Source organism: Microbacterium flavum, from assembly GCF_018717645.1.
GTDB lineage: Bacteria > Actinomycetota > Actinomycetes > Actinomycetales > Microbacteriaceae > Microbacterium > Microbacterium flavum.
Genome location: NZ_JAFLHG010000010.1, coordinates 74,902 through 94,884, shown reverse-complemented (window position 1 = coordinate 94,884; position 19,983 = coordinate 74,902). Strand labels below are relative to the sequence as shown.

15 protein-coding genes are annotated in these 19,983 nt (G+C 71.4%); 8 read left to right on the top strand and 7 right to left on the bottom strand.

Features of this window, described 5'->3' with window-relative positions:
• The first annotated feature begins 46 nt into the window (after window positions 1-46).
• The 4 genes from J0P97_RS11520 (at window position 47) to J0P97_RS11505 (ending at window position 7,444) form a co-directional block, all read left to right on the top strand.
• The gene (locus J0P97_RS11520; RefSeq protein WP_215487927.1) at window positions 47-1,780 is read left to right on the top strand and encodes an ABC transporter ATP-binding protein; all 1,734 of its coding nucleotides are present in this window, start codon (window positions 47-49) and stop codon (window positions 1,778-1,780) included.
• Window positions 1,777-3,735 (top strand): ABC transporter ATP-binding protein, encoded by a 1,959-nt coding sequence (locus tag J0P97_RS11515; protein ID WP_246540300.1) that lies wholly within the window; start codon window positions 1,777-1,779, stop codon window positions 3,733-3,735. Before J0P97_RS11520 ends, J0P97_RS11515 begins: the two co-directional genes overlap by 4 nt.
• A 2-nt stretch (window positions 3,736-3,737) precedes the next feature.
• Window positions 3,738-4,592, top strand: coding sequence for a PP2C family protein-serine/threonine phosphatase (locus J0P97_RS11510; RefSeq protein WP_215487926.1), 855 nt, complete (start codon window positions 3,738-3,740; stop codon window positions 4,590-4,592).
• A gap of 65 nt (window positions 4,593-4,657) precedes the next feature.
• Window positions 4,658-7,444, top strand: a complete 2,787-nt coding sequence (locus tag J0P97_RS11505; RefSeq protein ID WP_215487925.1) for an FtsK/SpoIIIE domain-containing protein — start codon at window positions 4,658-4,660, stop codon at window positions 7,442-7,444.
• A 16-nt stretch (window positions 7,445-7,460) separates the two neighbouring features.
• Here the strand turns inward: J0P97_RS11505 and J0P97_RS11500 are convergent, their stop codons facing one another.
• The gene (locus tag J0P97_RS11500; protein ID WP_215487924.1) at window positions 7,461-8,450 is read right to left on the bottom strand and encodes an asparaginase; all 990 of its coding nucleotides are present in this window, start codon (window positions 8,448-8,450) and stop codon (window positions 7,461-7,463) included.
• 83 nt (window positions 8,451-8,533) lie between these two features.
• Here J0P97_RS11500 and J0P97_RS11495 point away from each other — a divergent pair, with 83 nt between their 5' ends.
• Window positions 8,534-9,007, top strand: a complete 474-nt coding sequence (locus tag J0P97_RS11495) for an OsmC family protein (RefSeq protein WP_215487923.1) — start codon at window positions 8,534-8,536, stop codon at window positions 9,005-9,007.
• A gap of 173 nt (window positions 9,008-9,180) precedes the next feature.
• Here J0P97_RS11495 and J0P97_RS11490 read toward each other — a convergent pair whose 3' ends face one another.
• Both J0P97_RS11490 and J0P97_RS11485 read right to left on the bottom strand, forming a co-directional pair.
• Window positions 9,181-10,035 carry a type IV toxin-antitoxin system AbiEi family antitoxin domain-containing protein gene (locus J0P97_RS11490; RefSeq protein WP_215487922.1) on the bottom strand — a complete coding sequence of 285 codons (855 nt, stop codon included), beginning with the start codon at window positions 10,033-10,035 and terminating at the stop codon, window positions 9,181-9,183.
• 313 nt (window positions 10,036-10,348) lie between these two features.
• Window positions 10,349-11,179: a lysophospholipid acyltransferase family protein gene (locus J0P97_RS11485; RefSeq protein WP_215487921.1), complete on the bottom strand. Its 831-nt coding sequence runs from the start codon at window positions 11,177-11,179 to the stop codon at window positions 10,349-10,351.
• A gap of 111 nt (window positions 11,180-11,290) precedes the next feature.
• Here J0P97_RS11485 and J0P97_RS11480 point away from each other — a divergent pair, with 111 nt between their 5' ends.
• Window positions 11,291-12,274, top strand: coding sequence for an FKBP-type peptidyl-prolyl cis-trans isomerase (locus J0P97_RS11480; protein WP_308163548.1), 984 nt, complete (start codon window positions 11,291-11,293; stop codon window positions 12,272-12,274).
• A gap of 109 nt (window positions 12,275-12,383) precedes the next feature.
• On the top strand, window positions 12,384-13,472 hold the full coding sequence (locus J0P97_RS11475) for a 1-deoxy-D-xylulose-5-phosphate reductoisomerase (protein ID WP_215487920.1): 1,089 nt from the start codon (window positions 12,384-12,386) through the stop codon (window positions 13,470-13,472).
• A 37-nt stretch (window positions 13,473-13,509) separates the two neighbouring features.
• On the opposite strand, the gene pflA is transcribed toward J0P97_RS11475, so the two are convergent.
• From pflA to J0P97_RS11455, 4 genes are all read right to left on the bottom strand, one after another.
• Window positions 13,510-14,367, bottom strand: coding sequence for a pyruvate formate-lyase-activating protein (gene pflA / locus J0P97_RS11470; protein ID WP_282837440.1), 858 nt, complete (start codon window positions 14,365-14,367; stop codon window positions 13,510-13,512).
• A gap of 58 nt (window positions 14,368-14,425) precedes the next feature.
• Complete coding sequence (pflB, locus tag J0P97_RS11465; protein ID WP_215487919.1) at window positions 14,426-16,687, bottom strand: formate C-acetyltransferase; 2,262 nt, start codon at window positions 16,685-16,687, stop codon at window positions 14,426-14,428.
• Window positions 16,688-16,852: 165 nt separating this feature from the next.
• On the bottom strand, window positions 16,853-17,554 hold the full coding sequence (locus J0P97_RS11460; protein WP_215487918.1) for a DUF1775 domain-containing protein: 702 nt from the start codon (window positions 17,552-17,554) through the stop codon (window positions 16,853-16,855).
• Window positions 17,555-17,622: 68 nt separating this feature from the next.
• Window positions 17,623-18,291: a hypothetical protein gene (locus tag J0P97_RS11455; protein WP_215487917.1), complete on the bottom strand. Its 669-nt coding sequence runs from the start codon at window positions 18,289-18,291 to the stop codon at window positions 17,623-17,625.
• A 48-nt stretch (window positions 18,292-18,339) separates the two neighbouring features.
• Between J0P97_RS11455 and J0P97_RS11450 the strand changes: the two genes are divergently transcribed.
• Window positions 18,340-19,713 (top strand): M50 family metallopeptidase, encoded by a 1,374-nt coding sequence (locus J0P97_RS11450; RefSeq protein ID WP_215487916.1) that lies wholly within the window; start codon window positions 18,340-18,342, stop codon window positions 19,711-19,713.
• The last annotated feature ends 270 nt before the right edge of the window (window positions 19,714-19,983 follow it).

Here is a 19,983-nt window from a genome sequence, read left to right as displayed (position 1 = left end):
GCGTCGATCCGCGCCCGGATCGCTCCCGGCGCGGGAAGGCGCGCGCATGCTCGGCAGGATCCTCGGACGCTATCTCGCTCCTGCGTGGCCGCTCCTCGCGCTGGTGGTCGTGTTCCAGCTCGGGCAGTCGATCGCCTCGCTCGCGCTGCCGACCCTCAACGCGGACATCATCGACACCGGGGTCATCCGCGGGGACATCCCCTACATCTGGAGCACCGGCGGGACGATGCTCGCCGTGAGCCTCGTGCAGGTCGTGTGCGCGCTCGTCGCCGTCTATTTCGGCTCGCGGCTCGCCATGGGCCTCGGTGCCCGGCTGCGCGGTGACATCTTCCATCGGGTGGTGGCGTTCTCCCAGCGGGAGGTGGGCCAGTTCGGCGCGCCCTCGCTGATCACCCGCAACACGAACGACGTGCAGCAGGTGCAGATGCTCGTCCAGATGTCGGCGACGGTGATGGTCTCCGCCCCCATGCTCGCGATCGGCGGCATCATCATGGCGGTGCGCCAGGATGCCGGGCTGTCCTGGCTCATGCTCGTCGCGATCCCGGTCCTGCTCCTCGTGGTATCGCTCATCGTGGTGCGGATGGTGCCGGCCTTCACCCGCATGCAGGCCCGTATCGACCGCCTCAATCAGATCCTGCGCGAGCAGCTCACCGGCATCCGCGTCATCCGCGCCTTCGTCCGCGAGGACGAGGAGCGGCACCGGTTCGGACGCGCGAGCGGCGATGTCATGGAGACGGCGCTGCGCGCCGGCAACCTCATGGCGCTGATGTTCCCGGTCGTGATGCTCGTCATGAACCTCTCGTCCGCCGCGGTCATCTGGTTCGGCGCGAGTCAGGTGCAGGACCACGGCGTCCAGATCGGCACCCTGTTCGCGTTCCTGAACTACCTCATGCAGATCCTGATGGGCGTCATGATGGCGACGTTCATGTTCGTGATGATTCCGCGCGCCGCGGTCTGCGCCGATCGGATCGGCGCGGTGCTCGAGACCGAACCGTCCGTGCAGGCCCCGCTCCAAAGTGTGGACGCGCCGGCGGGCCCCGGACGCGTGGAGTTCGACCACGTGTCCTTCACCTACCCGGGCGCCGATGACGCCGTCCTCCACGACATCACCTTCACGGCCGAGCCCGGCACGACGACCGCCATCATCGGGTCGACCGGCTCGGGCAAGACGACGCTCGTCGGGCTCATCGCGCGCCTGTTCGACGTCACCGCGGGGGTGGTCCGCGTCGACGGCGTGGATGTCCGCGACGTGGACCCCGACCGGCTGTGGGCGCGGATCGGGCTCGTGCCCCAGCGCGCGTTCCTGTTCGCCGGCACCGTCGCCTCCAACCTGCGCTACGGCGACCGCGAGGCGACCGACGCCGATCTGTGGCGGGCTCTCGACATCGCCCAGGCATCCGAGTTCGTCCGCGGGCTCGAGGGCAGCCTGGACGCGCAGATCGCACAGGGGGGAACGAACGTGTCCGGGGGACAGCGGCAGCGCCTGGCGATCGCGCGGGCTCTCGTCAAGCAGCCCGAGATCTTCGTGTTCGACGACTCCTTCTCGGCGCTCGACCTGAAGACGGATGCGGCCCTGCGGCGCGCGCTGGATCGGGACCTGCCGGCGGAGACCCGCATCATCGTCGCCCAGCGGGTGTCGACCGTGCAGCACGCAGACCAGATCATCGTGCTCGAGCACGGTCGGATGGTCGGCCGCGGGACCCACGAGGAGCTCCTGAAGAGCTCGGAGACGTATCGCGAGATCGTCGATTCGCAGCTCTCGGCTCAGGAGGCGGCATGAGCGGCGGGCACGGCCCGATGGGGCGGGGCCCGGCGCGCGGAATGGCTCCGGGCGCGAAGGCGCAGAACTTCGGGCCGAGCGCGAAGCGACTGCTCGGCACGCTCCGGGTCGACACGCCGCTGCTCGTCCTGGTCCTGCTGTTCGGGGTGATCTCGGTGGCGCTGAGCGTGGCCGGGCCGAAGATCCTCGGCGAGGGCACGAACATCATCTTCGCGGGGTTCATCTCGATGCAGGTGCCGGCGGGCGCCACGAAACAGCAGGTCGTCGATCAGCTCGTCGCGAGCGGCCAGCAGCAGCAGGCGGACATGCTCGGGGCGATGGACTTCGTTCCGGGCGCCGGCATCGACTTCGAGAGGCTGGGGATGGTCATCCTCGCCGTCCTCGGGGTCTATCTGTTCGCCGCCCTGTTCGGATGGCTGCAGGCGCGGCTGCTCAACGGGATCGTGCAGCGCGCGATGAACCGGCTGCGCATGCGGGTCGAGGACAAGATCCACCGTCTGCCGCTGTCCTATTTCGATCGGGTTCAGCGCGGCGAACTGCTCAGCCGCGTGACCAACGATGTCGACAACATCGGGCAGACGATGCAGCAGACGCTCTCCCAGGTCGTGGTCTCCCTCCTCACGGTTATCGGCGTGCTCGTGATGATGTTCCTCATCTCCCCGCTTCTCGCCGTGATCGCGCTCGTCACCATCCCGCTCACGATCGTCGTCACCGTCACGGTGGCGAAGCGCTCGCAGAAGCTCTTCGTCGCGCAGTGGAAGGCGACGGGCATCCTGAACGCGCGCGTCGAGGAGACCTTCTCGGGCCACAACATCGTCAAGGTCTTCGGACACCAGCGCGAGGTGGAGAAGGATTTCGCGGCGGAGAACGCGGAGGTGTACCGCGCGAGTTTCGGCGCCCAGTTCCTCTCGGGCATCATCATGCCCGCCATGATGTTCATCGGGAACCTCGTCTACGTCGCGATCGCCGTCGTGGGCGGCCTGCAGGTCGCGGGCGGCCTCATGTCGATCGGCGACGTGCAGGCGTTCATCCAGTACTCGCGCCAGTTCACGCAGCCGCTCAGCCAGCTCGGCTCGATGGCGAACCTGCTGCAGTCGGGAGTGGCGAGCGCAGAGCGCGTGTTCGAGCTCCTCGACGAAGAGGAGCAGAGCCCCGACGCGGATCCGGCCCGGACGGTGCCGCCGGATGCCGCCGACCTCTCCTTCCGCGAGGTGGCGTTCCGCTACACCCCGGACACTCCGCTCATCGACGACCTCTCCCTCCACGCCGCCCCGGGGTCCACGGTCGCGATCGTCGGCCCGACCGGAGCGGGGAAGACGACGCTCGTCAACCTCGTCATGCGGTTCTACGACGTGGATGCCGGGGTCATCTCGCTGGACGGCCTCGACACCCGCCTCATGACCCGCGACGACCTGCGCCGACGGACCGGGATGGTCCTGCAGGACACGTGGCTGTTCGCCGGCACGATCCGGGAGAACATCGCGTACGGGCGCCCGGAGGCGACCGAGGAGGAGATCGTGGAGGCGGCGACCGCGGCGTACGTCGACCGGTTCGTGCATGCGCTCCCGGACGGCTACGACACCGTCCTCGACGATGAGGCGACGAACCTGTCGGTGGGGGAGCGCCAGCTCGTGACGATCGCGCGCGCCTTCCTGTCGGATCCGCGCATCCTCATCCTCGACGAGGCCACGAGCTCGGTCGACACGCGTACCGAGCTGCTCATCCAGCGCGCGATGTCGCGGCTCCGTCGCGACCGCACCTCGTTCGTCATCGCGCATCGGCTCTCGACGATCCGCGATGCCGACCTCATTCTCGTGATGGAGGCCGGTGCGATCGTCGAACAGGGCACCCACGACGAGCTCCTCGCCGTCCGCGGGGCATACTGGCGGCTCTACAATGCGCAGTTCGACCAGCCCGCCGCCGAGGAGGCGGGCGAGGCGTCCACTAGAGTGTGAGCGTGACCGAACCCGCGACCCAGTCGCGCACCGTCCCCCTCGCGGACGGAGCGCTCGAGCTGCAGTGGTCCTCGATCACGCACCGCGGCCGCCGGCGCGACGCGAACCAGGATGCCATGATGGCGGAGTTCCCCCTGTTCATCGTCGCGGACGGCATGGGTGGGCACATCGGCGGAGAGATCGCCAGCGCCAGCACCGTCGATCGCCTGCGCGCCGTCGCGGCGAAGGGCGACGTCGGTCCGAAGACGATCGAGAAGGCGCTCGCCCGTGCGGTGGGCGACATCGCCTCTCACCCCGAGACGACCGACGAGGGCACCGGAACGACGGTCACCGGCGTCTACCTCGACCTCACCGGCGACGAGCCGACGTGGGTGACCCTGAACGTCGGCGACTCGCGGGTCTACCTCTTCCGCGACGGCGGCCTCGCGCAGGTCACGACGGACCACTCCGTGGTGCAGGAGCTCATCTCCGCCGGTCGCCTCACCCCCGAAGAGGCCGAGAACCACCCGTACGGCAACGTCATCACCCGCGCGATCGGTCCCTCCGACGGTGTCCTGCCCGACTACGTGCGCCTGGAGGTCGTCGACGGCGACCGGTTCGTCATCTGCAGCGACGGACTCACCAAGGAGCTCACGGACTACGGCATCCTGCACTTCCTTCTGCAGCACGACGACCCCACCGAAGCGGCGGACGACATGCTCGAGGCGGCGCTGGAGAACGGCGGACGCGACAACGTCACGATCATCGTCATCAACGCGCACCGGACGGGCGCAGGCGCGGACGGCGCGGCGGCTGCGGACGCCGCGGGCGACGCGGATGCCGCGGGCGACGACGACTCGTCCACAACCGCACCCTGACGCGAGCCGTCCACCGATCCGCCCCGCGGTGACCGTCGCCGGGCGCGGCGGTCTTGACTGGGCGCATGGACGATCCGCTCGATGAGCCGCTGCGGCTGCCCGCACCGCCACCCGCGCCGCCCCGGCCGACGATCCCCATCGCTGCGGCCATCGTGCCGATCGTGGGGGCGGTCGTCCTCTGGAGGGTGACGGGATCGACCTTCGCGCTGTGGTTCGCGGCGCTCGGCCCCCTCATGGCCGTCGCCGGGATCATCGACGGGCTGCGCACATCGCGGCGCGCGAAGCGGCGGTCCTCACGTGAGAGCGCTGCGGCGATCAGAGCCCTCGATGAGGAGATCGAGGAGCGGCATGGTGCGGAGCGGAGGCGCGCCTGGCGCCGGACGCCGGATGTCGCGGGCTATGCGGTCGACGTCGACGAGGTCTGGCGCGTGGTGCCCGGGAGGAGCGAAGTGCTCGTGGTCGGCCGGGGGAGCGGCGGCAGTGACCTCCGGGTCGAGGGCGAGGCGCACGACCCCGCATCCCGGGACCTCCGCCGCAGAGCGCGGGTCCTCGATGACGCTCCGATGACCGTTCCGATGTCCGCGGGGGTCGCCGTCAGCGGACCACCGGTCGCCGCCGCGGCCGTCCTCCGGGCGCTCGCCCTGCAGACGTGTCTCGCGCGGGCGCCGGGGAGCGTGCGACTCGTCGGCGAGGCGGCAGAGCTGGCCGCGGTTCCGCACCGCGCGGCGACGCGGGGCGCCGTCGTGTTCCTCGGCACGGGGGAGGTGCCGCTCCCCGAGGACGCGGACCTTCCTCTGATCCGGATCGCCGAGGGGGCGCCGCCCCCACCCCGGTGCGCGGCGGTCCTGACACTGACCTCGCACGGGCGTGCCCGGCTCGATCATGCCGGGTCGTCGCGCGAGGTGGCCGTCGAGGCGGTCTCCCGCGCGCAGGCGGACGAGATCGCCGCCGCGCTCGCCGCACGTTCGACGCGCCTCGGACACCGGCCCGACGACGTCATCTGCCTCGAGGACCTGAGTCCGCAGGGCGGCGGCCGCGCGAGTCTCGCCGCCGCGATCGGGATGAGCGCCGGAGCGCCGGTGGTCGTGGACCTCGTCGCGGATGGTCCGCACGCCGTCGTCGTCGGGGTGACCGGCTCGGGGAAGAGCGAGCTGCTCACGACCTGGATGACCGCGATGTGCCGCACCCGCACCCCGCAGGAGCTCGCGCTGCTCCTCGTCGACTTCAAGGGAGGTCGTACGTTCGACGCGCTCGCCGGGCTGCCGCATGTCACCGGGGTTCTCACCGACCTCGACGAGGAGCGGGCGGTGCGTGCGGTCGAAAGCCTGCGGGCCGAGGTCCGCCACCGGGAACGCGTCCTCGCGCATGCGCAGGCCCGTGACATCGACGGCGCGGGTGCCGCGCTCGCGCGCCTCGTGATCGTCGTCGATGAGTACGCCGCGCTCGTGACGGCCCGGCCCGAGCTGCACGAGCTGTTCGGCGACATCGCCGCCCGGGGCCGGGCGCTCGGCATGCACCTCGTTCTCGCCTCCCAGCGGGTGGGCGGCGCGTTCCGCGACGGGGTCCTCGCGAATGCGCCCCTGCGGATCGCCTTCCGGGTGACCGATGCCGGCGACTCCCGCACGATCATCGGTCAGGACGATGCCGTGCATCTGCCGGGCACGGCCGCCGCACGTGGATCCGCCCTGCTGCGCTGCGCCGCCGACAGCGCGCCGCGACGGATCCGCGTGGCACTGTGCCGTGCGGAGACGATCGCCGCCGTCCGTGCCGCGGCATCCGCGCTCGCCCCCGCACGCCGACCGTGGCTTCCGCCGCTGCCGGAACGGATCGGGGTGGGCGCCGTGCGGTCGAGGACAGAGGCACCCGCAGCGGCGATCGTCCTCGGCATCTCGGACGAGCCCGAGCATCAGCGCCAGTCAGCCGTCACCCTCCCGGCAGACGCGGCGGGTCTCGTCGTCGTCGGCGGAGCGGGGAGCGGTCGGACGAGTCTGCTGCGCACGGTCGCGGGCCAGGCCGCCGCGCCGGTGTGGATCCCCGAGGACCCGGAAGGCGCCTGGGATGCGGTGTACGCCCTCGACGAGGCGCCGCGCGGGACGGTCGTGCTCTTCGACGACGCCGACGCGCTCGTCCCCCGATTCGGTGCCGATCACGGCGCCGTGTGGCTGGGCGCGCTGGAGCGGATCTGCCGTGAAGCGCGCGGCCGTGGCATCACGCTCGTGGTCTCCGTCAGCAGGCTGAGCGGAACGCTGGGACGCGTGCTCGAGCTTCTTCCGCAGCGCGTCATGCTCCCGATGGCCACCCGCGCCGACCACGTGGCTGCGGGGGGAGCGTCCGGAGACTTCGTGCCCGATGCGCCCGCGGGGCGCGGGCGATGGGGGCGCACTCTCGTCCAGTTCGCGATGCCGGACGATGACGATTCGGTGCGACTCTCGGTCGCCCCGCTCTGGGGTCCGCGGCCTGTGGCGCTCGGATCGGCGCGCGGGATCATCGGATTCGTGCTCGCGCCGGGACCGCGCGCGGCGCTCGTGAGGACGGCGTGCGCGCGGGAGGGCATCGAGATCGTCGACCTCGCTGATGCGGCGCGGCCAGCGCCCGACGTCGGTGCTGGCGCCGATGGTGCGCGCGCGGCGCGGGCATTCGTCGGGAGCCCGGAGGCGTGGCTCGCGCACTGGGGTGCGCTCGCCCACGTGCGCGAACACGGGACGCTCGTCGTGGATGCCGCCTGTGCCGCGGAGTACCGCGGCGTCACCGGGTCGCGTGAGCTCCCACCTTTCGCCGCCCCGGGGAAGGGCCGCGCGTGGCTGATCGAGCCCGGCGTCGCGGTGCGACGGGTACGTCTCCCGGAGGGATGAGGGTGCGAGCCCGGGTTCAGACGGTCGCGCGGATGACGCCGACATCGCGTCCGCCGCCGGAGACGGTGAGCGGCAGCTGCGCCAGGGTCCCCGCGACGTCGCCGGCCGCGAGGGCGCCGACCCGCTCGAGCAGGGAGATCGCGACGGCGCTCGCCGCTCGGCCCGACCCGTCCAGGACCTTGAGGGCTACAGTCGTGCCGTTCGGCGCCACCATGATCATGATGCCCTCGGCGCCGCCCTTCGCGAACACGCCCAGTCGCTCGATGACGATCGTGTCAGGCCGCCCGGGTCCATCGATCGCCCAGGGGTTCTCGCGGACAGCGCGCACGAGGGCACCCGCGGTGCGGTGCAGGGCGAAGGGAGACCGCTCGGACGAGGTGCCGATACGGTGGGTGGCGCGGGCGAGGGCCGACAGGCTCATCGCATGCACCGGCGCCCCGCATCCGTCGATCGCGGTGACCGTGATCTTCGCTCCGGTGAGGCGCTCGATCACCTCGCGGATGTGCAGCTGCAGGGGGTGCGCGGTGTCGAGGTAGCTCTCGGTATCCCAGCCGCTGGCCCGGCATGCGAGGAGCATCGCGGCGTGCTTGCCGGAGCAGTTCATGCGGAGGCGCTGTGGCTGCGCGAGCTCGCGCACCATCTCATCGCGGGTATCGGTATCGCCGGGCCACGCGGCGGGGCAACCCAGGTCGGACTCGGTCAGCCCGCCCTGGTCGAGCATGTCGCGCACCACGGCGACGTGGCGGTCGGTGCCGGAGTGGCTCGCGGTCGCGAGGGCGAGACGCTCCCCCTCGAGCACGGCGCCCGCCGTCAGAGATCCGAGCGCCTGCATGGGCTTCATGCTCGAGCGCGGCAGGATGGGAGTGTCGACGTCACCGAGGGACAGCAGCGGTACGCCCTCGGGATCGAGCACGATCGCGGCGCCGGCGTGCCGAGATTCGACGAATCCGCTGCGCTCCACGACGGCGAGCTCGACGGATGCAGGTACGGAGATGGTCTCGGGCACCGAGACAGCCTATCGCCGCGCGGGCCTTCACGTTCCGGGGCCCGCTCTGCGGGCCTCCGCCGGCCGGCTGGCAGACTTGCCCCATGATCGGTGAGCACCATTACCTCGTCCGCAGCGAGTGGACCGGCAACCGAGGGGCGGGAACGAGCGGCTACCGCGACTACGATCGCGCGGTCAGCCTGGCGATCGACGGCAAGCAGACCCTCGCGGCATCCGCCGACAAGCCATTTCGCGGCGACGCCACGAAATGGAACCCCGAGGACCTCCTCCTCGCCGCGCTCTCCGAGTGCCACCTCCTCTCCTACCTGCACGCCTGCGTGGGTGCGGGCGTCGTCGTCGTCTCGTACGCCGACGAGGCGACCGGGGTGATGGTCGAGGACGGCAGGGGCGGCGGCGCGTTCCGCGAGGTGACCCTGCATCCGCGTGTCGTCGTCGCCGAGGCATCGATGGTCTCCGCCGCGGAGGCCGCGCACGCGCAGGCACGGGACTGGTGCTTCATCGCGAACTCGGTCAACTTTCCCGTGCGACACGAGGCGACCGTCAGCGTCGCCGGCTGAGGCCTCGCCGCCGCTCGGCTTCGCCGGGGGCTGTTCGGACGAGTTTCTGTGCCGAAAGCAGGGCGGATCGCTCACAAGGGCACCTGGCGACCCCGCGAGCTCGGGTTCCCCCTGCTTTTGCGACAAGGATCGCGCGGCGCGACTCGACTCGACTCGACCGATCCGGGCGCGGCTCAGCGCGCGGCCGGACGCCGCCGCGCCGCGCGGCCGGCGAGCAGCCCGGTGATGGCCGCGCGTACCCGATCCGCATGCCACAGAATGTCTTCCGCGATCGGGCGGTAGGTGGCGTAGCCGAGTGCCGCCGAGCGCTGGTCGCGCCGGCGATCGCGCTTCTGCTCGAGCCACGACGAGTGGTGCGCCTCGCTGTCGCATTCGATGATGAGCCACCCGTCCACGAGGAAGTCGACTCGGCCGACATCGCCGATGAGGACCTGGATCTCGACGCGGCATCCGATCGAGCGCAGGATGAGGCGCAGAAAGGTCTCGGGGCCGGACTCGGACCGGGAATCCAGCAGGCGCCGCAGTCGGCGGAAGCGGCGTGGGAGGCTCTCGAAGAGCTCCGCGAGGTCATGATGGGGGAGGACGCCCAGGTGTAGGGCCGAATCGATCGTCGCGATCGCGGCGCGCGGCGGTTGGCAGCGAACCGCCTGGCGGACCGCGTCGAGCACCTCCACGCTGATCGACCGCGGATGCGGCATCCGGAGGAGCCGCTCGCGGTGGACCCGGTCGCCAGCGGCGGACGCCGGCAGCCGTGCGGCGTCAGGAGCGACGTGGAAGTGGCGAGCCGCGGGCTCCAGGACGAAGACGCCGCGCCGCCGCAGCTCGGACACGCACGCGAGGCGGCCGCGCAGCTCCGCCGCAGCGAGACAGTCGGCGTCGGTGTCGGGAGGGAGGTACACGCCGCGTCGCGCGCGGACGAGCCGGCCCTGCGCGACCGCGGCGCGCAGGTCGCGGTGTCGCCAGCCTGCGGCGGTGAGGTCGCGCGTCCGGAGGACGTGCGGCGCATCCCTCGTGTCTCGGTAGGACATGTCCACAGCATCGCGATCGGCATGCGGCCGAAGACGGGTGGAGACCGGGTCTGTGGACAGTCCGCCGTATGCGCGCCTGTGTGAGCGGGGAGTTGCCGGTGTGCCGCGCGGGGACTGTCCCGTCGGCAGGCTCGATCCGCCGTCGGCCACCGGCAAGACCTGCCGGGAGGCGATCGAGCCTCCTTTTCGGACGTGGCGACACAGCCAGCACAGCGGCGGCGCGGCGAGCACGGCGGCGGCGCGGCGAGCACGGCGGCGACGCGGCCGGCACGGCGGCGGAGCGGCCGGGGCGGCGCGGTCAGGGTGGCCGCGGTCAGCGGCGCTCGTGCGGGAGGACCTGCTTGAGCCGCTCGACGGGGTTCGAGGCGGGTGATTCGTTGTACGTGCCGGCGAGTTCCTGGCCGGACAGGGCGTGGATCGCCGCCATGATCTCGTCGGTCGCGAGGCGCCGGGCCCGGCCGCTGTTCGCGGCGCCCAGGTGAGAGAGGTCGATGGGCTCGCCGTAGCGGACGATCACGCGCGGATGGCGCTTGGGATACTTGGCGCCGACCGGCATCGCCTCGTTGGTGCCGATGATGCCGACGGGGACGACCTGCGCACTCTCTTCAAGCGCAAGGAACGCGACGCCCGTCCGGCCCTTGTAGAGGCGCCCGTCGAGCGAGCGGGTGCCCTCCGGGTAGAGCGCGATCGCGCGGCCGGAGTGAAGGATGCGCCGCTGTTGGTCGAGCGCATCGAGGGCCGCCTGCCCGGCGCCGCGCTCGACGGGCGTCGCGCCGATCGCGGTGAAGAAGTGGCGGCTCAGCCATCCCTTGACGCCGGTGCCGTCGAAGTACGACGACTTGGCCAGGAAGTAGACCGGGCGCGGCGAGAACATCGGGATGACGAGCGAGTCGATGAACGAGAGGTGGTTGCTCGCGAAGATCACCTTGCCGGTCCGCGGAATGTTCCCGCGTCCCTCGATGCGCGGGCGATAGATGAGGCGCGCGAGGGGCACCAGGATGCCGCGGCCGACGTAGTAGGTGAAGCCGACGGGTGCGGGTTCGGCCTGGGTCTGCGCGGCGGGGGGTCGATGCGCGTCCGGTGCGCCCGCCTGCTCTTCTGCCACCCGTCGAGGGTACTCCCGATTCCATTCCTCTTCGCGCATGGCGAGGCCTCGCTTCTCGCACGGCGCAGCGCGGAGACGCGCAGCTGCGCCGTTCTCAGCCGGAGCAGAAGATTGTGCGACAAGATGGGGCGTCCCCTGACATCCATCTCTGTGAGGTTCTCCGTGCGCCTGCGCCCGATCGTCGCCCTGTCCGCCGCCGCCGTGTCGGTGCTCCTCCTCGCCGGCTGCGCCGGTTCGGGTGGGGATGCCTCTCCGACGGCATCCGGAAGCGCGAGCGCCGCCGTCGACCTCTGCGACGCGCGCGCCGCCTCCGGCGACGCCTCGAAGGCCGTGTCCGTCTCGGGTGACTTCGGCAGCCCCGGCACCGCCACGTTCACCGCACCGCTGGAGGTTCCGGCGCTGCAGTCGACCGTCATCACCGAGGGCTCGGGCACGCCGCTGAAGGCGGGCGACTTCGTGTCCTACGCCATGACCGCGTACGACGCGCAGACGGGCGAGAAGCTCGGCGAGGTCGGGTACAACCCGGCCGAGCTGCTGCCGCAGCAGGTGTCGGCCGACAGCCCCCTCGGGCAGATCTTCGGGTGCGGAGCGCCCGGCGAGCGGGTCGTCGCCACCTTCCCGGCGACGCAGTCCGCCGCCGGCCAGGTGTACGTCATCGACCTCCTCTCGACCGTCCCGACCGCCGCGTGGGGCGAGCCGCAGACGCCGACCGACGGCCTGCCGACCGTCGCGCTCGCCGACTCCGGTGCTCCGACGATCACGCTCCCCGGCGGCGACGCGCCCACGGAGACGACGCTGGAGACCCTGAAGAAGGGCGACGGGTACACCGTGCAGAGCGGCGACACCGTCCTCGTGCAGTACACCGGAGTCCGCTGGTCCGACGGCAAGACGTTCGACTCGACGTGGGACAAGGGCGGCGTGCCCACGAACTTCACCACGACCGGCGTCGTCGCAGGCTTCCAGAAGGCGCTCGAGGGTCAGACGGTCGGCTCGCAGGTTCTCGTCGTGATCCCGCCGAAGGACGGCTACGGCGAAGGTGAGATCAACGACAAGGATCTCAAGGGCGACACCCTCGTCTTCGTCGTCGACATCCTCGGCGCGCAGAAGACGCCGGCTCAGTCGCAGGGCCAGTGACGCCGGGGCAGTGACGCCGAAGCAGTGATGCGGGGTCGGTGGCCCCGGGCCCGTGAAGCCTGGGCCACCCCGCCCCTGAGGATCGGGACGCGCCGGATAAGCTGACCCCATGCGGCGCGTCCTGATCCTCGGCTCCACCGGTTCGATCGGGACCCAGGCCCTCGACGTCATCCGCACGCGGCGCGACCGCTTCGAGGTCGTGGGCCTCGCCGCGGGCTCCGACCGCGACGGCCTGGCCGCCCAGGCGCGCGAGTTCTCCGTTCCGTCCGCAGCGACGGCCCTGGGAGCGGATGCCGCCGAACAGCTCGTCCGTGACACCGAGGCGGACGTCGTGCTCAACGGCATCACCGGCTCCGTCGGCCTCGGCCCGACGCTCGCGGCGCTCGAGACGGGGCGGACGCTCGCGCTCGCCAACAAGGAGTCGTTGATCGTCGGCGGCGGGCTCGTCACGGCACTCGCGGCACCCGGGCAGATCGTGCCCGTGGACTCCGAGCACTCCGCGATCGCTCAGGCGCTGCGCGCGGGGGCGCCGTCGGAAGTGCGCCGACTCGTTCTGACGGCGTCCGGCGGCCCGTTCCGCGGGCGGCCCCGCGCCGATCTGGCGGGGGTCACCCCGAGCCAAGCGCTCGCCCACCCGACGTGGGACATGGGGCGGGTCGTCACGACGAACTCCGCGACGCTCGTCAACAAGGGGCTCGAGGTGATCGAGGCGCACCTGCTGTTCGGCGTCGACTACGACCGCATCGAGGTGACGGTCCACCCGCAGTCGATCGTGCACTCGATGGTCGAGTTCATCGACGGCTCGACGATCGCTCAGGCATCCCCGCCCGACATGCGCCTGCCGATCTCGCTCGGACTGGACTGGCCGCACCGCGTGGACGGCGTCGGCGCGCCGCTCGACTGGACCACGGCGCAGGCGTGGACCTTCGAGCCGCTGGACGCCGCGGCCTTCCCCGCCGTCGAGCTCGCCAAGCACGTGGGGCGAGCGGGTGGCACCTATCCCGCCGTCTTCAACGCCGCCAACGAGCAGGCGGTGGATGCCTTCCACGAGGGCGCCCTCGGATTCCTGGGCATCCTGGACACCGTCCGCCGCGTGGTCGACGCCCACACGCCGCCCGCGGAGCTCACGCGCGCCTCACTCGCCGGCGCTGAGCGATGGGCGCGCGGGGCCGCGGACGCGGCCATCGCGAACGCCTGAGAGGCGCGGCCCCGCGCTGACCCGTCGGGGCGAGCGGTCAGTACGTCTGCAGCCCGTGTGCGCGGAAGCGCGCGCGGACGGACTCGGTCCGTTCGGGCGTGGGCGGCTGCGTGTCGCCGAGCCGGTAGTCGCGGCCCAGTGCCGCCCACTTGTCGCGCCCCATCTGGTGGAACGGCAGCACCTCGACGCGGGTCACCGTCCCGGGTGTGATCTCGTTCAGGGATGCCGCGTACGCCGCGACCTTCTCGACGTTGCCCGGGTCATCGGTGAGGCCCGGGACGAGGACGAAGCGGATCCAGACCTCCGGTCGATGCCCGCCGAGGGGGAGCGCGGCGAGCCGGCGCCCGAACGCGAGTGTCGGCTCGAGCGTGCGCCCGGTGACCCGGCGATAGGTCTCGGGGTCGCCGCTCTTCACATCCAGCAGGACGAGGTCGATGTCCGCCAGCATCTCGTCGGTCGCGGCCGCGCCGAGGAAGCCGGACGTATCGATGGCGGTGTGGATGCCGAGCTCCTTCGCGCCGCGCAGGATGCGGGCGGCGAACGCGGGCTGCATGAGCACCTCGCCGCCCGACAGGGTGATGCCCCCGCCGGTCGCTCGGAAGACGCCGGCGTACCGGGCGATGCGCGCCAACAGCTCGTCGCTCGTGACGGGGTGCCCGTCGCGCATGGCGAGCGTGTCGGGGTTGTGGCAGTACAGGCACTCCAGCGGACATCCGCTGAGGAAGGTCGTCAGCCGGGTTCCCGGGCCGTCGACGGCGGTGACGAGCTCCCACGAGTGCACCGAGCCGAGCCGCCCCTCGCGCATCGCGACGAGGCGGTCGTGACGGGTGGCATCGGCCACCGCGAGGCCCCCGAGCGGAGCGTCGACGCGCGGGCGAATCGGTGTCGCGACCACGGTCTGTTCTCCTCTCGGGGGCCTGCGTCGCCCGGGGGGGCGGATGGGGGGAAGGGGGCTACACCGAGCCGTGGAACGTGCGCGAGAGCACGTCGAGCTGCTGCTCGCGGGTCAGGCGTACGAAGTTCACGGCGTATCCGGAGACCCGGATGGTGAGCTGCGGATAGTTCTCGGGGTGCTCCATGGCATCCTCGAGCGTCTCGCGGTTCAGGACGTTGACGTTCATGTGATATCCCTGCGAACCGACATAGGCATCGAGAAGGCCGGCGAGGTTCGCGACCTGCTCGTCCTTCGTGCGGCCGAGGCCGGCGGGCACGACGGTGTTGGTCAGCGAGATCCCGTCCTGCGACTCGGAGTAGGGGAGCTTGGCGACCGACAGCGCCGAGGCGAGCATGCCGTGCGTGTCGCGTCCGTTCATCGGGTTCGCGCCCGGTGCGAACGGCTCGCCCGCGCGGCGCCCGTCGGGCGTGTTGCCCGTGGCCTTGCCGTAGACGACGTTCGAGGTGATGGTCAGGACCGACTGCGTGGGCAGGGCATCCCGGTACATGGGGTGCGAGCGGATCTTGGCCATGAAGCGCTCGACCAGGTCGACGGCGATCTCGTCGGCGCGGTCGTCGTCGTTGCCGTAGGTGGGGAACTCGCCGCGCGTCTCGTAGTCCACGACGACGCCGCGGTCATCGAAGACCGGCGTGACGGTGGCGTATTTGATCGCCGACAGCGAGTCGGCCGCGACCGAGAGCCCCGCGATGCCGCAGGCCATCGTCCGGAGCACGTCCTTGTCGTGCAGCGCCATCTCGAGGCGCTCGTACGCGTACTTGTCGTGCGACCAGTGGATGCAGTTGAGGGCCTCGACGTAGGTCTCGGCGAGCCAGTCCATGGTCTTGTCGAAGCGTGCCATCACGTCGTCGAAGCGCAGCGGGCCGTCGCCGACCGGCGCGGCGATCGGGGAGACCTGCTTTCCGGACACCTCGTCGCGTCCGCCGTTGATCGCGTACAGGAGGGTCTTGGCGAGGTTCACGCGGGCGCCGAAGAACTGCATCTGCTTGCCGACGCGCATGGGGCTCACGCAGCAGGCGATGGCGGCGTCGTCGCCCCAGGCGGGGCGGATGATCTCATCGGACTCGTACTGCACGGCCGACGTGTCGATCGAGACCTGCGCGCAGAAGTCCTTGAAGCCCTGGGGGAGGGCGGGGCTCCAGAACACGGTCATGTTCGGCTCTGGGGCGGGCCCCAGGTTGTACAGCGTCTGCAGGTAGCGGAACGAGTTCTTCGTCACGAGGGGGCGACCGTCCTCACCCATGCCGCCGATCGTCTCGGTCACCCAGGTCGGGTCGCCGGAGAAGAGGGAGTCGTACTCGGGTGTACGGAGGAACCGGACGATGCGCAGCTTGATGACGAAGTCGTCGATGATCTCCTGTGCCTGCTCTTCCGTGAGGATGCCGGCGCGGAGGTCCCGCTCGATGAACACGTCGAGGAAGGTCGAGGTGCGACCGAGCGACATCGCCGCGCCGTTCTGCTCCTTGACGGCGCCGAGGTAGGCGAAGTAGAGCCACTGCACGGCCTCCTGGGCGGTGGTCGCCGGGCCCGAGATGTCGATGCCGTAGGAGGCCGCCATGGCCTTCAGCTCCTGCAGCGCACGGATCTGCTCGGCGTGCTCCTCGCGCTCGCGGGCGATCTTCTCGGTGAAGGGGGTCGTGTCCAGGCCCAGCTTGTCGATCTTCTTGGCGGCGATCAGCTGGTCGACACCGTAGAGGGCGACCCGCCGATAGTCGCCGATGATGCGGCCGCGGCCGTAGGCATCCGGGAGTCCGGTGATGATGTGCGACGAGCGGGCGGCGCGGACATTCGGGGAGTACACGTCGAAGACGCCCTGGTTGTGCGTCTTGCGGTACTCGCTGAAGACGGTCTTGAGGGTCTGGTCGACCTCGTAGCCGTAGGTCTCCAGGGCGCCTTCGACCATGCGCCAGCCGCCGTTGGGCATGATGGCACGCTTCAGCGGCGCGTCGGTCTGCAGGCCCACGATGACCTCTTCGCCTTCGCGGATGTAGCCGGGCCCGTGGGCGGTGATGCCCGCGGGGGTGTGCGGGTCGACGTCGTAGATGCCCTTCTCGCGCTCCTCGGGGAACATCGCCGACAGGGTGTCCCAGATGCGCGTCGTCCGGGCGGTGGCGCTCGCCAGGAAGGCGGCGTCGCCTTCGTAGGGGGTGTAGTTGCGCTGGATGAAGTCCCGCACGTCGATCTCGTCCTGCCACGGACCGGCGGTGAATCCGGCCCAGGCGGCGGGCTGCGTGTCGTGGGCGGCGGGGGTGACGGTGGTCATGATTCGCTTCCTCGGTCCTTGTGGGCTGCTCGCGCCCATCCGCGAGCCATGACGTCAGGATACGACTGTGGTCAGACCACAAGGGCATTCTGCATGAAACCTCCACTCGGAGCGGGAGGAGACGCGAATCCCTTGTGGTCTGACCACAAAGACCGGAACGGCGGATCAGGCCCTTCGACGGCGACCGAACAACGCGACGCCGAGGGCCGCGAGCGCTGCGACGAGGGCGCCGCCACTCAGCCAGCGCGCCACCGGGTCGGCATCCGAGGGTGCGGCGGCGCCACCGGCGTCGCCGTGCTCGGACGAGTGGTCCGTCGCGGCGTCGTCGTGGCCGTGGCCGTGCCCCGCGTCGGCGGTGACGTCGCCCACGGCGACGACCGGAGCGGGCGCGGCCAGGTCATCCTCCGACTGGCCTTCGGCGGGGACCTCCGACCAGTCCGTCTCCCCGACGGCGCACTTCTGCAGGACGGGGAAGGCGACCGAGGTGCCCGACGCCGACGAGGCGAAGATGACATCCAGCGAGACGGTCGCCGAGACGCCCGTCTCGATCGGGTTCACCGCCGTGTAGGTGACCGACGTCGGGATGCCGTCGGATCCGACCTCGCGCTGGAGGGTCCAGGCGCCGTCGAGGACGGGCGTCACGCCGTCGACGCCCTCGGGGATCGTGAACACGAGCGCCGTCGTGGGCGACCCGTCGCAGCCGTGGCTGGTCGTGAAGGAGAGGCGCGTGGTCGCGCCGGCGGCGGAATCCTCCGGCGTCACGTGGATGTGGGCGGAGGCAGCCAGCGGAGCGGCGACGACGAGGGCGGCGCCGGCAAGGCCGCCGAGGAGAAGACGTGCGCGGGTGCGCGAAGAAGAATGGGTCATGAAGAGCTCTCTGTGTGTGCGGTGCGGCCGGATGCCGCGAGTGGGGAAGCCGCCCGGGAGGAGCCCGATCAGGCGGCGAGGAGGAGAGCGGGGCCCGCCGGTGGGCCCCGTCGCATCGCACAGAGGAAGAGGAGGCGCGTGGCGACCCGGGCATCTCGCCCGGCCACGGGCGCCGGTCGCAGGTGCGGACGGTGCGGCGAGAGCGCACGCCGCCGCAGCAGCTGCCGGATGCCGCGCGCGATCGCCGCGATGAGCTGCTCGCCCCACGCGAGGACGAGGAACGTGAGCGCGGCGGCGCAGACGTGTCCGGCGGTCATCGTGGCATCCATGGCGGTGATGCTGCTCGGCGCGGAGCCGAGCAGCGCCGACATGTCGAGGGTGTGATGGTGCGCGGCGACCGTCGGGGCACCCGGAACGCCGGCGCGCGGCGCGGTATCGCCGACCGCGGCGAACGCGGCGTGGAGAGCGATCTGGGCGGTGGCCACGGCGGCCGCGAGTCGGGGGAGCGCCCGCGCGCCGGAGCGGCGGGATCCGACCAGTGCGATGCACAGCGGGGCGGCGAGGATCGCCACGGCGACGGCGAGCCACAGCGGCGGAGCGTCGCCTCCCGCGAGGGTGTGCGCCGTCGAGGCGATGAGGACGGCGATCGCGGCGGCGAGCGACCCGCGCAGGACGCGGACGCGCCGAACGCGCATCACACGCGTGCGCGCGTGACCGTCCGACTCCGCCCCTGTCACAGGAGGAGCCTACGGGAAACTCAAAGGGGGTCGGGGTAGCGTCCTTCCGTGACCGTCATCGCTTTCATCGTCGGAGTCGTGCTCCTCGTCGTGGGACTCGCGGTCTCGATCGGCCTGCACGAGATCGGTCACCTCGTGCCCGCCAAGCGCTTCGGCGTGCGCGTCGGCCGGTACATGATCGGCTTCGGCCCGACGCTGTGGTCGCGCCGCTTCGGCGAGACCGAGTACGGCATCAAGGCGCTGCCGATCGGCGGGTACATCTCGATGGCGGGGATGTACCCGCCCTCGCCGACCGAGGAGCCCGCGGCTGTCGCGGTGTCCGCGGACTCCGCCTCCGCCTCCGCCGGCTCCGCGCCGGCGTCACCCGCACCTCGTGCATCGGGCCCGGCCGGCGGCCGCTTCTTCGGGGCGATGGTCCAGGACGCGCGCCTCGCCAACGATGAGACCCTTGCCGGGAGCGCCGAGGGCACCTTCTACGCCCTGCCGGTGTGGAAGCGCATCGTCATCATGCTCGGCGGTCCGTTCATGAACCTCGTCCTTGCCATCGTGCTGTTCGCGATCGCCTTCTCCGGCATCGGCCTCCAGACCGCGACGACGACGATCGCCTCGGTCAACGAGTGCGTGCTGCCCGCCGGCACGACGCAGACGACCTGCACGTCGTCCGATCCCGTCTCACCCGCCTCCGCGGCCGGACTCCGGCCGGGCGATCAGCTCGTCGCGGTCGACGGGACGCCCGTCTCCACGTTCGCGGAGGCATCCGCCATCGTCCAGGCATCGCCGGGTCGTCCCCTCCCCGTCGTCGTCGAGCGGGATGGAGAGCGCCAGACTCTGCAGGTGACCCCGCTCCTGGCCGAACGGCAGGTGCAGGGCGCGGACGGCGCGGTGACCACGGCGGAGGTCGGGTTCGTCGGGATGACGGCGACGCTGGAGTACGTCCCCCAGCCCCTCTGGGAAGGTCCCCAGGCGGCGCTGGCCCAGACGGGGCAGGTCTTCGGGATCATCTGGCAGCTGCCGGTGCGCGTGTGGGACACGGCCGTCGACCTCGTGACCGGTCAGTCGCGCGACCCGAACAGCCCACTGTCCGTCGTGGGCGCGGGCCGGCTCGCGGGGGAGGTCGCGGCGACGGACACCCCCGTCCTCAGCCGGGTGGCGAGCCTCCTCACGATCCTCGGCTCGCTGAACATCGCGCTGTTCGTCTTCAACCTGGTCCCGCTCCTGCCCCTGGATGGAGGCCACGTCGTCATCGCCCTGTGGGACGGGCTGAAGCGACGCTGGGCGGCGCTGTTCCGCCGCCCGCCGCCACGCCCGGTGGACGCCACGCGACTCGTGCCGGTGACGTTCGTCGTCGTCCTCGCGATCGCCGTCATGGGCGGGGTGCTGATCCTCGCCGACCTGATCAACCCCATCAAGCTCCTCGGGTGACATCCGACGCCGGTCCGGTTTTCCCCGGCGGTGCGCACGGCGGATGCCACGGCATCCGCGTAGCGTCGTGATCGTGGAAGACCCGCACCCCTGGACCGAACCCGAGACCGTCACCGAGTCGATCTGCATCCTCGGCTACGACTGAGCCCGCCCGTCAGCGGGTGAGGCGGCTGCGCGCCGCGGGTGCGCACTAGGCTCGATCCTCGTGACGGCTCCCGATGACGTGCGTCCACCCGCGGGTGCGAGCCTCCCGGCGGGTCGTACCCTCCC

Excerpts from the sequence above, each read along its gene's own strand:
- J0P97_RS11460 (WP_215487918.1), bottom strand. The coding sequence starts at position 17,554 with ATGACCCATTCTTCTTCGCGCACCCGCGCACGTCTTCTCCTCGGCGGC.
- pflB (WP_215487919.1), bottom strand. The coding sequence starts at position 16,687 with ATGACCACCGTCACCCCCGCCGCCCACGACACGCAGCCCGCCGCCTGG.
- J0P97_RS11515 (WP_246540300.1), top strand. The coding sequence starts at position 1,777 with ATGAGCGGCGGGCACGGCCCGATGGGGCGGGGCCCGGCGCGCGGAATG.
- J0P97_RS11505 (WP_215487925.1), top strand. The coding sequence starts at position 4,658 with ATGGACGATCCGCTCGATGAGCCGCTGCGGCTGCCCGCACCGCCACCC.
- J0P97_RS11495 (WP_215487923.1), top strand. The coding sequence starts at position 8,534 with ATGATCGGTGAGCACCATTACCTCGTCCGCAGCGAGTGGACCGGCAAC.
- J0P97_RS11520 (WP_215487927.1), top strand. The coding sequence starts at position 47 with ATGCTCGGCAGGATCCTCGGACGCTATCTCGCTCCTGCGTGGCCGCTC.
- J0P97_RS11485 (WP_215487921.1), bottom strand. The coding sequence starts at position 11,179 with ATGCGCGAAGAGGAATGGAATCGGGAGTACCCTCGACGGGTGGCAGAA.
- J0P97_RS11475 (WP_215487920.1), top strand. The coding sequence starts at position 12,384 with ATGCGGCGCGTCCTGATCCTCGGCTCCACCGGTTCGATCGGGACCCAG.
- J0P97_RS11490 (WP_215487922.1), bottom strand. The coding sequence starts at position 10,035 with ATGTCCTACCGAGACACGAGGGATGCGCCGCACGTCCTCCGGACGCGC.